Origin of the sequence: Gordonia sp. VNK1 (assembly GCF_040049135.1) — a bacterium.
In the GTDB taxonomy this organism is placed as follows: Bacteria; Actinomycetota; Actinomycetes; order Mycobacteriales; family Mycobacteriaceae; genus Gordonia; species Gordonia oleivorans.
This window is the reverse complement of record NZ_JBDZDJ010000008.1, coordinates 93,320-105,043: the sequence shown is the minus strand read 5'-3', so window position 1 is coordinate 105,043 and position 11,724 is coordinate 93,320. Positions and strand designations below refer to the sequence as shown.

Annotated in this window: 11 protein-coding genes; 7 read left to right on the top strand and 4 right to left on the bottom strand. The window is 66.5% G+C overall.

From position 1 onward, the window contains the following. Positions 1–54 precede the first annotated feature (54 nt). Both ABLE94_RS12300 and ABLE94_RS12295 read left to right on the top strand, forming a co-directional pair. Complete coding sequence (locus ABLE94_RS12300) at positions 55–1,113, top strand: alpha/beta hydrolase (RefSeq protein WP_425476189.1); 1,059 nt, start codon at positions 55–57, stop codon at positions 1,111–1,113. Between the two features lie 55 nt (positions 1,114–1,168). Continuing rightward, positions 1,169–1,750 carry an HD domain-containing protein gene (locus ABLE94_RS12295; protein ID WP_348808869.1) on the top strand — a complete coding sequence of 194 codons (582 nt, stop codon included), beginning with the start codon at positions 1,169–1,171 and terminating at the stop codon, positions 1,748–1,750. Here ABLE94_RS12295 and ABLE94_RS12290 read toward each other — a convergent pair. From ABLE94_RS12290 to ABLE94_RS12280, 3 genes are all read right to left on the bottom strand, one after another. Beyond that, positions 1,742–2,677, bottom strand: coding sequence for an EamA family transporter (locus ABLE94_RS12290; protein ID WP_348808868.1), 936 nt, complete (start codon positions 2,675–2,677; stop codon positions 1,742–1,744). The genes ABLE94_RS12295 and ABLE94_RS12290 overlap by 9 nt on opposite strands. A 241-nt stretch (positions 2,678–2,918) precedes the next feature. Then, positions 2,919–3,941 carry an LLM class flavin-dependent oxidoreductase gene (locus tag ABLE94_RS12285; protein WP_348806326.1) on the bottom strand — a complete coding sequence of 341 codons (1,023 nt, stop codon included), beginning with the start codon at positions 3,939–3,941 and terminating at the stop codon, positions 2,919–2,921. Positions 3,942–3,948: 7 nt separating this feature from the next. Further along, complete coding sequence (locus ABLE94_RS12280) at positions 3,949–4,926, bottom strand: AraC family transcriptional regulator (RefSeq protein ID WP_348808867.1); 978 nt, start codon at positions 4,924–4,926, stop codon at positions 3,949–3,951. Positions 4,927–5,019: 93 nt separating this feature from the next. Between ABLE94_RS12280 and ABLE94_RS12275 the strand changes: the two genes are divergently transcribed. After that, on the top strand, positions 5,020–5,499 hold the full coding sequence (locus tag ABLE94_RS12275) for an anthrone oxygenase family protein (protein ID WP_348806329.1): 480 nt from the start codon (positions 5,020–5,022) through the stop codon (positions 5,497–5,499). 18 nt (positions 5,500–5,517) lie between these two features. Here ABLE94_RS12275 and ABLE94_RS12270 read toward each other — a convergent pair whose 3' ends face one another. Further along, positions 5,518–5,913 (bottom strand): SRPBCC family protein, encoded by a 396-nt coding sequence (locus ABLE94_RS12270; protein ID WP_348806330.1) that lies wholly within the window; start codon positions 5,911–5,913, stop codon positions 5,518–5,520. A 711-nt stretch (positions 5,914–6,624) separates the two neighbouring features. Here ABLE94_RS12270 and ABLE94_RS12265 point away from each other — a divergent pair. The 4 genes from ABLE94_RS12265 (at position 6,625) to ABLE94_RS12250 (ending at position 11,702) form a co-directional block, all read left to right on the top strand. Further along, a complete protein-coding gene (locus ABLE94_RS12265; protein ID WP_348808866.1) occupies positions 6,625–7,674 on the top strand; it encodes an HNH endonuclease in 1,050 nt (349 codons plus the stop codon). A 427-nt stretch (positions 7,675–8,101) separates the two neighbouring features. After that, the gene (locus ABLE94_RS12260; RefSeq protein ID WP_348808865.1) at positions 8,102–9,058 is read left to right on the top strand and encodes a LysR family transcriptional regulator; all 957 of its coding nucleotides are present in this window, start codon (positions 8,102–8,104) and stop codon (positions 9,056–9,058) included. Continuing rightward, positions 9,055–10,461, top strand: a complete 1,407-nt coding sequence (locus tag ABLE94_RS12255) for an FAD-dependent oxidoreductase (protein WP_348808864.1) — start codon at positions 9,055–9,057, stop codon at positions 10,459–10,461. The genes ABLE94_RS12260 and ABLE94_RS12255 overlap by 4 nt, the downstream gene beginning before the upstream one ends. Positions 10,462–10,586: 125 nt before the next feature. Continuing rightward, a complete protein-coding gene (locus tag ABLE94_RS12250; protein WP_348806345.1) occupies positions 10,587–11,702 on the top strand; it encodes an enoyl-CoA hydratase/isomerase family protein in 1,116 nt (371 codons plus the stop codon). Positions 11,703–11,724 lie beyond the last annotated feature (22 nt).

Here is an 11,724-nt window from a genome sequence, read left to right as displayed (position 1 = left end):
GGCACAGCGATGCGCGCGGTGCCGTGACGGAACCGGCGAGTAGTGTCGCGGGGTGTGAGCAGGGCCACGACATCGACACTTCCGCTTCCGTTACGACCGGTCCGCGCGGCTTTGAGTCGCATCGGCCACATTCCGGCGGTGGTGCCGGGAACCCTCGCGCGGTTCTGCCCGGTCAACGCCGACGGCGAGCACATCGCCCCGGATATGCTCGCCACCGCCGTCGTCATGGGGCTCATCCCGGGTGGTGATCTGGGTGGGGTCACCCCGGAACACGCCCGCAGGAACCTCGTCGTGAACGCCGGGGTCGGCGGCGAGAAGACACCGGCACTCGCCGTCGTCGAGGACCTCGCCATCGACTCGCCGGACGGGCCGATTCCCGCCACCCGCTACCGCGCCGAGGTCACCACCACCGGGTTGATCGTGTTCTTCCACGGCGGTGGATTCGTCCTCGGTTCCCCGGCCACGCACGACGGGTACTGCCGACGGCTCGCGATCGACACCGGCGCCGACGTGCTCTCCGTCGACTACCGTCTGGCGCCCGAGCATCCGTTCCCGGCAGCGGTCGACGACGCGTTGGTCGCCTGGCATTTCGCGGTGTCCAAGGCCGCGGAGTGGGGTGTGCCCGCCGACCGCCTCGTCGTCGCCGGTGACAGCGCGGGCGGCAACCTCGCGGCGGTGGTGTCCCAGCAGGTGCGGGGTGAGGATGTGACGCCCCGACTGCAGGTGCTGCTCTACCCGATCACCGATCACAACCGTGAGGGTGGCTCCCGGGAGGAGTTCGCCACGGGGTACCTGCTCACCAAGGCGCGGATCGACTGGTTCGACGAGAACTACATTCCGGCCGACGCCGACCGCACCGACCCGCGGCTGTCGCCGCTGTTGGCCACCGATCTCAGCGGCCTCCCGCCCGCCCACGTGGTGGTGGCCGGATTCGACCCGTTGCGTGATGAGGGCATCGCGTACGCGGATGCGCTTGTCGCAGCCGGGGTTTCGGTGTCCCTGGAACGGGACGGCGGACTCATCCACGGTTTCGCCAACATGACGGGCTACAGTCCGTCGGCGCGGCAGGCGGTGTCCCGCATCCACGAGACGATCGCGGCCGCGCTGAGCTGAGTGGCGTACGTCGCCGGAATGACCCGGCACTGTGAGCCGCGGGTACCGTGACGCCATGCAGGTGGACATGCCGGTCGGGCTCGTCGCCGACCTCGACGCACGCTGGAACGAACCACACCGTCGGCACCACGATGCCCGGCATCGTGACGAAATGCTCAGCGCGCTTGATGTTTTGGCGGAAGCAGGTGAGGAGTTCGACGTTCGCCCGGTGGTGCTGGCCACCTGGTTCCACGACGCGGTGTACGAGGTTTTCGGCGAGGACAACGAGGGGGCGTCGGCGCGCCTGGCCGCCGATCTTCTCGGTGCCGACGACCCGGATGTCGCCGAGGTGGTCCGCCTCGTCGAGTTGACCCGGACCCACGACCCGTCATCCTACGACCGCAACGGTGCCGTGTTGTCGGATGCGGATCTATGGATTCTGGGTGCCGATCCGGCGCGGTACCGCGAGTACGTCGACGCGGTGCGGGACGAGTATCAGGCGGTCCCCGACGACCTGTTCCGCAGTGGGCGTGCACAGGTGTTGCGGGACTTGCTGTCTCACGATCATCTGTATGTCACCGCGACGGCGCGGCGGCTGTGGGAGGCCGATGCGCTGCGCAATGTGGCAGCCGAGATCGTCGAGCTCACGTCAGGCTGACGAGACAAGCTCGTGCTCTTGCGTTCTGGCGGCCTTCGGCCGCGAGCGCGGCGACGCGATCACCCCGGCGGCACAGCCGGCGATGACGAGTGCGGCGCCGCCGATCTCGACCCAGGACGGCACCTCGTCGAGCAGCAGCCAGGACGCGCTGATCCCGACGACCGGCACCAGCAGTGACAGCGGCGCGACGCGGCTGGCCTCGTAGCGTTTCATCAGCATCGTCCACAGACCCGATCCGGCGATGGTGCCGAGCAGTACCACGTACGCCAGCCCGACCAGGGCGAGCAGTCCCGACGACGTGCCCAGCGAGGTGAGCGACGCGAGATCGGCGGCGGGGCCTTCGGTCGCCAGGCTCATCAGCAGGAACGGGATGGGCGGGACCACCGACATCCACAGCGTCATGCGAAGTGCGTCGTCCGGATGGGATAGGCGACTGCCGATGTTGCCGAATGCCCAGGACAGTCCGGCCAGCACCGTCAGCACCATGGGGAGCACGATGCCGAGGCCGATCGCGGAGTGTCCGGCGCGGTCGGCGCCGATGAGGACGATGCCCGCCACGGCGACGACGATGCCGAGAACCTGGGCGGGCACCAGACGTTCACGCAGGAACACCACGCCCAGGAGCACGGTGAACGGCGCGGAGGTCTGCAGAACGAGGGAGGCGAGGCCGGTCGGCATACCCAGATCCATCGCCAGGAACAGGAAAGCGAACTGCCCGAAGCCGAATCCGACGGCGTAGAGCAGGAACCAGCGCATCTGCACCTTCGGGAAGCGGACGAACGCGATCACCGGCACCGCCATCACCGCGAACCGCAGGGCGGCGAAGAAGAACGGCGGAAAGTGATCGAGGCCGACGCGGATCGCGATGAAGTTCAGACCCCACAGGACGACGACGGTGAGTCCGAGCAGGCGATCGCGTGTGGTCATGCAGCCATCGTCGAGCCCATATCGATGAAGGAAAAGCGAATTTAACTGGATGAACTATGTAGGAAAGCTACATGGTCAACTTGCGACCCTTTCTCCGCTGGCCGAGTAGGCCCGAGGAACGAGGGCGGTATCGAGGTCACCTCCGTAGCGTCACGCCGGAACCGTCACACCGGAGACCCACGCCCCGCCGGCCGAGTGGCCCGAGGAACGAGGGCCGTATCGAGGTCACCCCGCCGCACCGTCAGCGCCAGCCGAGCGCGGGCGCCACCTCCGTGAGGATCGACTCGATGACGTGGGCGTTGTACTCGACGCCGAGCTGGTTGGGCACCGTCAGCAGCAGGGTGTCCGCGGCGGCGATGGCCTCGTCTTCCCGGAGTTGTTCGATGAGTTTGTCGGGTTCGTCGGCATAGCTGCGTCCGAATCGGGCGAGTCCGCCGTCGATGTGGCCGACCTGATCCGAACTGTGGCGGTCGCGACCGAAGTAGGCGCGGTCCATGTCGTTGGTGAGAGCAAAGATGCTGCGGCTCACCGATACTCGGGGTTCACGCTCGTGTCCGGCTTCGGCCCACTTGTCGCGGAACCGTTGGATCTGCTCGGCCTGCAGCTTGTGGAACGGGACGCCGGTGTCCTCGGTGAGCAGCGTCGAGCTCATCAGATTCATGCCCTGTTCGGCGGTCCACTCGGCGGTGGCCCGGGTTCCGGCACCCCACCAGATCCGCGTCCGCAGTCCCGGCGACTGCGGCTCGATGCCGAGCAGGCCCGGGGGATTCGGGAACATCGGGGACGGGTTGGGTTCGGCGAACCGCGCGCCGTCGATCAGCTTGAGGAAGACGTCGGTGTGCTGGCGGGCCATGTCGGCGTCGGAGACTCCTTCCGGCGGAACGTATCCGAAGTACTTGTAGCCCTCGATGACCTGCTCCGGGGACCCCCGGCTGACGCCGAGTTGCAGCCGCCCACCGGCGATGAGGTCCGCCGCGCCCGCGTCCTCGGCCATATACATGGGGTTCTCGTAGCGCATGTCGATGACGCCGGTGCCGATCTCGATGCTGCTGGTCTTCGCGCCGATCGCGGCGAGCAGGGGGAACGGCGACGCGAGTTGGCGCGCGAAGTGGTGAACACGGAAGTAGGCGCCGTCGGCGCCGAGCTCTTCGGCGGCCACGGCGAGGTCGATGGATTGCAGCAGGGTGTCGGCGCCGGAGGTCGTCTGCGACCCCGGCGAGGCGGACCAGTGTCCGAAGGAGAGAAAACCGATCTTCTTGGTCATGACACCATTAACCGGACTGGGGTCCGGATTGTTCCGTGGTGTGCGGGACGTGGCCGGTGGCCCGTCGTCGATGGACTGCCGGGCTCACGCCGTACCGGCGTTTGAACGCCGTACTCAGGGCGAAAGCGCTTCCGTAGCCGACTCGCCGGGCGATCACGTCCAGGGTCGCGTCGGTGTCGTCGAGCATGTCTGCCGCCACCGACAGCCGCCACGTCGCCAGGTACGTCATCGGAGGTGCGCCCACCAGCTCGGTGAAGCGGCGGGCGATCACAGCCCGGGATACCCCGACCTGTTCGGCGAGTGAGGCGACCGTCCACGGATGATCGATGTTGTTGTGCAGCAGTCGAAGTGACTGCCCCACGACGCGATCGGAATGGGCCCGTACCCAGGCCGGACCGTGTCCGGCGGCGAGTGCGCGGCGCAGCGCGGTGATCAGCAGGAGGTCGAGCAGTCGGCTGAGGACGGCCTCCTGCCCGGGTGCGTCGACGACGGCTTCGGACTCGGTCATGGCGACCAACGGGTCGTCGTGGCTCTCGACGACGGTGATCCGGTTCAGTGAGTCGAGCAGGTGCCGTCCGACGGTGCCGGTCTGGTACGTGCCCACCAGCATCACGGTGTCGGTGTCCCGGACGGAGTCCGTATTACCCCAGGACCGAACACCGAAACTCATCTGCTCGGCCACGCTGTGCCGTCCCGTGGGATCCAGGCAGTGCCCGCTCTCATCGATGATCGCGATCGGCGGACAGTTCGCTGTGGCTCCGATCGTGTACGGTTCGGTGCCGCGGATGAGGGCGACGTCGCCGACGTTCAGTGGTGACGACGAGCCGTCGTCGTAGCTCAGCACCGTGTCGCCGCGGGTGACCGCGACGACGGTCAACGGGGCACGATCGGTGATGCGCACGGCCCAGTCGCCGGTCATCACCATTCGCAGGATCATCGGATCGACGGCACGGGGGCCGTTCAACAGCAGACCGAGAGCATCCATTGCCCGACGATAGCGCTTGCCCGAGACGGTCGATGATGAAATCGAGCCTTCGAATAATGGAAACACTCACCGCGTCGTAGTGGAGTTGATCTCGTGACCATCCTTCGAGCGATCACCCTGATACTGACCCTGGTGACCGGTGGGCTCGTCGCGGGCCTCTTCGCCGCCTTCTCCTACGCGGTGATGCCGGCCCTCGACCGCACCGGCCCTAGCACGGCCATCGTCGCGATGCAACGGATCAATGTGGTGATCGTCAATCCGGTCTTCCTGGCGATCTTCATCGGAGGACTGGTGTTTGCGATCGCCGGGACCGTCCTGACCTGGCGTGACGATCTGCGTTGGTGGGTGCTGGCCGCCGCCGTCCTCTACGTGGTCGCCTTTCTTGTCACCGGGATGGCCAATGTTCCGCTGAACGACCGGCTGGCGCATGCGGGAACAATCGAACCTGTTGCGGCGCAGCAGGTATGGTCGGAATACGTCGTGCCGTGGGTGCGCTGGAACACCCTTCGCGCCGTTCTGCACACCGCGTCGGTGGCGGTTCTCGCCGCCGGCCTCGTGCTGACGCGCGGCTGAGCGCCTGCCCCGATCTGGTCACCTCGCTTGTTCCAGTAACGATTTGAGCCTCGCCAGGTCAGCGATGACCATCTCGGCGTCCCGGTCGAACTCTGCGTCCGACATCTCGAGCTGACGAAGAGTGAAGACCACTTCGGCACCGTCGGGATGAGCAAGTACCCGAATGGGATTGGTCACCGTGGCCCCGCCCGGCAGGATCACGTCGTGATCAAGTACCCCGAGATCATTGTGTCGGACAAAGCGAACCGTCACCGTGCCCATCGGCGACTCGACGAAGAGGTCGTCACCACTCCTGGTCACCGTCGAGGTGGCAAGGCCCGCGGCCCACCGCGGCAGGTTGTCCGGTTCGGCGGCGAACTCGTACACCCGTTGTGGGCTCGCGGCGATGACGGTGCTGAGATGTCGACTACGCATACGTCCATAGTGCACCCGCCCACCGACAAAGCCTGAGGGCTATGCATCTTGCCGGTGACGGCGCTCTCCTCATCAATGACAGCGCTCTTGGCTACGTTGACGGCGCCCTGAATCTCATTGACAGCGCCCTGAATCTCGTTGACGGCGCTTTCCCTTCCGTTGACAGCGCTCCGAATTGCGTTGACAACAACCCAATCTCGTTCTCATCGACCCATCCCGTCAGTCGCGCCGACCCCATCCCGCCGGTCGAGCCGACCCCAATCCGCCGGTCGAGCCGGACGGAGCGCTAGCGAAGTCCGAGTCGAGACCAGGTGAGAAGAGACTGGAACCCCCACCACCACAACACCTCCCGCGAAAGCGACGTCCCATACCACACCCCACCGACAAGAATATCCCGCCGACAACAAGTTATCCACAGACCAAACGTTATGCACAGCAACAGGATTCACGAAATTGACCCTTGCGCCGACCGCCAACGAGGCGTACTGTGGTGAACATGACATCGGGGGAACTTGACACCACCATCGACTTCTTATCCGAACTCGACTACACCAACCGCAGCCTCACCCGCGAGGACGCAAAGCACGCACTGCACGCCATCCTGCTGATCCGCAACCTGGTCGATCACCACGCCAGTGTGCTTGTCGGACTCTGCGATCACCTCAAGGTCGCAGAGAAGGAAGGCCGCAAACTTCAAGAGCTACTGCACGAGTGGGGTGTCGCCCCCGCTTCCGCCTCCCGCATGATCCGACTGGGCACCACACCCGACATCGAGCGCGTACACCGCCACACCTCACTGGGCACGCTGTCGGCCGAACACGCCGACGCCATCGTCCGAGGATTGACGCACATCGAGAAACGATCCGGACAACCCGTCACCGCCGAGAACGTGACGCGCACAGCATTGCCCTGCTCGGGCATGCCACCGCCGGCTTCACTCCCGCCGAGATCCGTGACTACGCCAAGAGCCGCGGCAATCAGCAGGCCGACGACACCGACGGTCTACCCGCCGCTGAGGACCGTTCCATCAACACCCTGGATTTCGCGGATTCCGACGACGGACGCCTCACCGTCACCGGCGATCTGCATGCCGTGCTCGGAGAGAAACTCAGGACGGCGATCGAAGTACTGTCGGCGCCACGACCCCAACCCGACGGATCCCGCGATCCACGCTCGGCCGGTCAGATGCGTGCCGACGCCCTCGAAATCATCCTCGACACCGCCGCCCGCGTCGCCACCGGACAGTACTGCGACGACGACGGACCACGCATGCCCACCGAACTGGTCAACCTCACCATCCCCACCGGCACACCCTCGATGGCATCCCTGCAGTTCATGGGATCGGTCACCGAAGCCACCGCCCGACAACTATGCTGCGACGCCACCGTCGGCGTCATGATCGTCAGCAAAGACGAGGTACCCCTGTCACTCGGACGCACCATCCGACTGTTCAACCGGGCCCAAAGACGAGCGTTGGCGCACCGCGACAAAGGGTGCATCAAGTGCTGTGCACCGCCTTCGCGGACCCAGGCCCACCACATCGTCCACTGGGTCGACGGCGGCGAAACCTGTGTGGAGAACGGCGCTTTGCTCTGTTCGTCCTGTCATGACGACGTCCACCATAACGGATGGGACGTCATCATGGGAGCCGACCACCACCCCTGGTTGATCCCACCGGAAAGTGTTGACCCACAACGACGATGGTTGCGATCCTATCACCGCAGGACCATGACGTTGGATGGATTGCCGGGTGCGGCATGAGGATTCGGTTCCAGCCTTCACTTACGAGGTCTCGACACGGCTCGTCGCTAGCGCTCCTCACCGGCTCGACCGGCGGGCAACGGGGCTCGACCGACGAGATAGGGGCTCGGCCCGCGGGGTAAGGACTCGGCCGGCGGATAAGAACCCGACCAGCGGATGGGTGCTCGACCGACCAACGCGAGAACTGCTCCGAGGGCAATGACTGACCTACGATCCTTGGCCCACCGATAGACACCAGACCAACCAACCCGCACCCGGCCCCGCCGGGACCGCATCGGTACCTTGACAATTCGATAGAGAATCAGAAATGCCGGCGACAGGTGTCGCCACGCTCGACGGCCATCTCCTCGGTGGTGCGCAGCGCATCGACACCTCATCCCTCCGGGGGCGCGACGTCAGACGACGAGCGCGCACTAGGATCGGCCCCATGGAGATCCGTCGGCTGCGCTTGCTGCGTGAGTTCGCCGACCGCGGATCCATCGGGGCGGTGGCCGAGGCGATGCACATGACGCCGTCGGCGGTGTCCCAGCAGCTCAAGGTGCTTGCCGGTGAAGCCGGGGTGGAGCTCCTCGAGCCCGACGGACGGCGCATCCGCCTCACCCCTGCCGGGCAGGCGCTGGTGTTGCGGGCCGACGAGGTCATCGCCGCCGTCGACCGCGCCCATGAGGAGATGGCCGCCTACAGCTCCGGGCACTCCATGGTGCGCCTGGCGATGTTTCCCTCCGGTGCATCCCTGCTGCTTCCGGCGGTGCTCGACAACGCCGCCGAGTCCGGAATAGATGTCACCGCATTTCACCTCGACGTCGGATATCCCGAAGCCCCACCGGCCCTGGCCGACTTCGACATCGTCGTCACGCACCGCGACGAGCGGATGCCTGCCGTGACCGACCCCCGTGTCCATGTCACCGAGCTGATGCGTGAACCACTCGACGTGATCGTCTCCGGTAGTTCGGATTTGGCGCACCGCCGCACCATCGATGTGACCGACCTCGCCGACCGCGACTGGATCAGCGTTGAGGGCGGCTTCCCCGTTGACGATGTCCTGCTGTCGATTTCGGCCCTCACCGGTGTCGCACCGCGGGTGACCCAACGGATGCTTGACTTCACCACGATCGAGGCTCTCGTCGCCGCCGACCACGGCATCGCCCTGATGCCACGATTCGCCGCTCGCCACCCCGGCGTCGTCCCGCTCGAACTCAAAGGGGTGCGCGCCGCGCGGGTCTACGAATCGCTGACGCGACCACGACCACGAAAAGCTGTCTCCGCCATAGAGGATCACCTTCGGGAAGCAGTCATCGGTCTCCCGGATAGGGAGTCTCCGCGAGGTAGGGCCGCCGCGGCGACCGACAAGAAAGACAACCAACCGGAAGGCGACGCAGAGTGACGACTGAACGCATCGTGGTGATCGGCGCCGATGCGGCCGGCATGAGCGCCGCACACCAGGCGCTCCGCAGCGCCAGAACGGCCGGTCGTGACATCGAGGTGATCGCGCTCGAACGAACCCAGGACACCTCGTACTCGGCGTGCGGAATACCGTATCTCGTTGCCGGACTGGTGGAGTCCGAGGACGAACTCAGTGCGCGCAGCCCCGAGCAGCATCGCGCCATGGGCGTGGACCTACGGATGGGTGTCACCGCCGAGCGGATCGACCTGACCGCGCGACAGGTCGACGTCTCGATCAGTGATGCCCTCACCGGCGAAAGCCACCCGGACAGCATCGGCTTCGACACCCTCGTGCTGGCAACCGGAGCACAACCCATCATCCCCGACTGGGCGCGCGACGCCGACGGTGAGCTCCTCCCCGGCGTGCAGGCCGCCAAGACACTCGATGATGCGCGCTACTGGCTCGATCTCCTCGGCCCGACGGCTGCCGACGAAGGTCGTCGTGGCCTCGTTGTCGGTGGCGGCTACATCGGAATCGAGATGGCCGAAGCGCTCCTCGAACGTGGCTGTGCCACAACGCTGATCACGCGTAGCGCCGTCATGGGCTCGTTGGACCCGGAGATGAGTGATCGCATCGCGGGCACCCTCCGGGGAGCAGGGGTCGAACTCGTCACCGGCGACATCATCGTGTCGGCCGAGTTGCTGACCGACGGCACCAAACGTCTCACCACCCGCGACGGTAGGACACTCGACGCCGACGTGGTGATGTTGGGATTGGGTGTACGCCCGGCCACCACCCTCGGCGTGGAGGCCGGATTGCCGGTCGGGGAGTTCGGCGGCTACCGCACCGACGATCACCAATACCTCGGCCACGGTGTCTGGGCGGCCGGTGACTGCTGCGAGGTCACCGACCGGATGACGGGGCGGTCGGCATTCCTGCCGTTGGGTACCCACGCCAACAAGCAGGGACGCGTGTGCGGATACAACATCGTCGGCGGCAACGAACGTTTCGCCGGTGCCCTCGGTACCGCGATCACCCGATTCCGGGCCGGGGGCGCCTACCTCGAGATCGCCCGGACCGGACTGTCGACCCGTCATTCCGCGGCCGCCGGATTCGATCCGGTGTCCCTGATCACCGACTCGTCGACGGCCAGCGGATACATGAATGAGAGCTCACCGATTGCGATCGACATCATTGCCGACCGCGCCACTCGCCGTCTTCTCGGCGGTCAGATCGTCGGTGGGCGGGCCTCGGGCAAACGCATCGACACCATCGCGGCGGCACTCTGGGGCGCGATGAGCGTCGATGACCTCGCCGAGATGGACCTCGCCTACGCACCGCCGTTCGCGACCGTCTGGGAAGCGGTCCAATTGGCTGCGCGTCGGCTCGCCGAACGGCTGTAGACGTCCACGGAGACGTCCCGCAATACCGACCAGGACCCGGCGCGGGGTTGTGCCGAACAAGAAACTAGGATATCCAACTAAATGGGATGCCCAAGCGGGAGTCCACGCGCACCAGGAGGCTGTTCATGACGGAAGCGAATCAGGAGTCGCCGAACCTGCAGGCGGCGCCACCCTCGGTCCTCACCGAGCGTCGCGGCCAGGTGGGGATCATCACCCTGAACCGGCCGAAATCGATCAATGCGCTCGACCACGAGATGGACCTGGTGGTCGAGGCGACGCTCCGGGACTGGGAGATCGACGACGCGGTCACCGCCGTCGTCATCCGCGGCGCGGGGGAGCGCGGCCTGTGTGCCGGCGGCGACATCATCGCGATCCACCGCGACGGCGCCGCCCTCAGCGACGGTGAGCACACCGATCACGACGCCGCCGACAGCCCGTCAGGGCGCTTCTGGCACGACGAGTACCGGCTCAACGACCTCATCGCCGACTACCCCAAGCCCTACATCGCACTGATGGACGGCATCGTGATGGGCGGCGGCGTGGGCATCTCCGCCCACGGCAACACCCGCGTCGTCACCGACCGCACCCGCCTCGCGATGCCCGAGGTCGGCATCGGATTCGTCCCCGACGTCGGCGGCACCCACCTGCTCGCCCGAGTGCCCGATCACCTCGGCACCTACCTCGCGCTCACCGCCGCCCCCGTCAATGGCGCCGAAGCCATCGCGCTCGGCCTGGCCGACCACTACATTCCCGCCGACCGCCTCGACGACTTCGTCGCGGCACTCGCCGACCGGGCGGTGGCCGATGCCCTCGCCGAGTACACGGTGACGCCACCGGAGGCCCCGCTCCTCGAGCAGCGCGCATGGATCGCCGACGCCTTCGCCGCCGATTCCGTCGCCGAGATCGTGGGCAACTGCCGCGCCGTCGGAACCGAGTTCGCCACCGCGACCGCCGATCGGATCGCCGGCAAGAGCCCACTCGCACTGGCGGTCACCCTCGCCTCGCTGCGCGACGCGGAAACCACGTCCACGCTGGCCGACTCGCTGCGCCGCGAATACCGCGTGTCGCTGCGTTCGCTGCTGCACAAGGACCTCGCCGAGGGCATCCGTGCCCAGGTCGTCGACAAGGACCGCAACCCGAGCTGGCAACCGGCCGATCAGGTCACCGACGCCCTCGTCGCCGACTTCCTGCGGCCGCTGCCCGACGACCTGGAATTGACCTTCGACACCGCCGACGCCTGACGGCACCATCCGGCCCAAGCGT

What these genes read in the sequence shown, in the direction of transcription:
- ABLE94_RS12295 (WP_348808869.1), top strand. Translation starts at nt 1,169, where the DNA reads ATGCAGGTGGACATGCCGGTCGGGCTCGTCGCCGACCTCGACGCACGC.
- ABLE94_RS12270 (WP_348806330.1), bottom strand. Translation starts at nt 5,913, where the DNA reads ATGCGTAGTCGACATCTCAGCACCGTCATCGCCGCGAGCCCACAACGG.
- ABLE94_RS12280 (WP_348808867.1), bottom strand. Translation starts at nt 4,926, where the DNA reads ATGGATGCTCTCGGTCTGCTGTTGAACGGCCCCCGTGCCGTCGATCCG.
- ABLE94_RS12250 (WP_348806345.1), top strand. Translation starts at nt 10,587, where the DNA reads ATGACGGAAGCGAATCAGGAGTCGCCGAACCTGCAGGCGGCGCCACCC.
- ABLE94_RS12285 (WP_348806326.1), bottom strand. Translation starts at nt 3,941, where the DNA reads ATGACCAAGAAGATCGGTTTTCTCTCCTTCGGACACTGGTCCGCCTCG.
- ABLE94_RS12260 (WP_348808865.1), top strand. Translation starts at nt 8,102, where the DNA reads ATGGAGATCCGTCGGCTGCGCTTGCTGCGTGAGTTCGCCGACCGCGGA.
- ABLE94_RS12290 (WP_348808868.1), bottom strand. Translation starts at nt 2,677, where the DNA reads ATGACCACACGCGATCGCCTGCTCGGACTCACCGTCGTCGTCCTGTGG.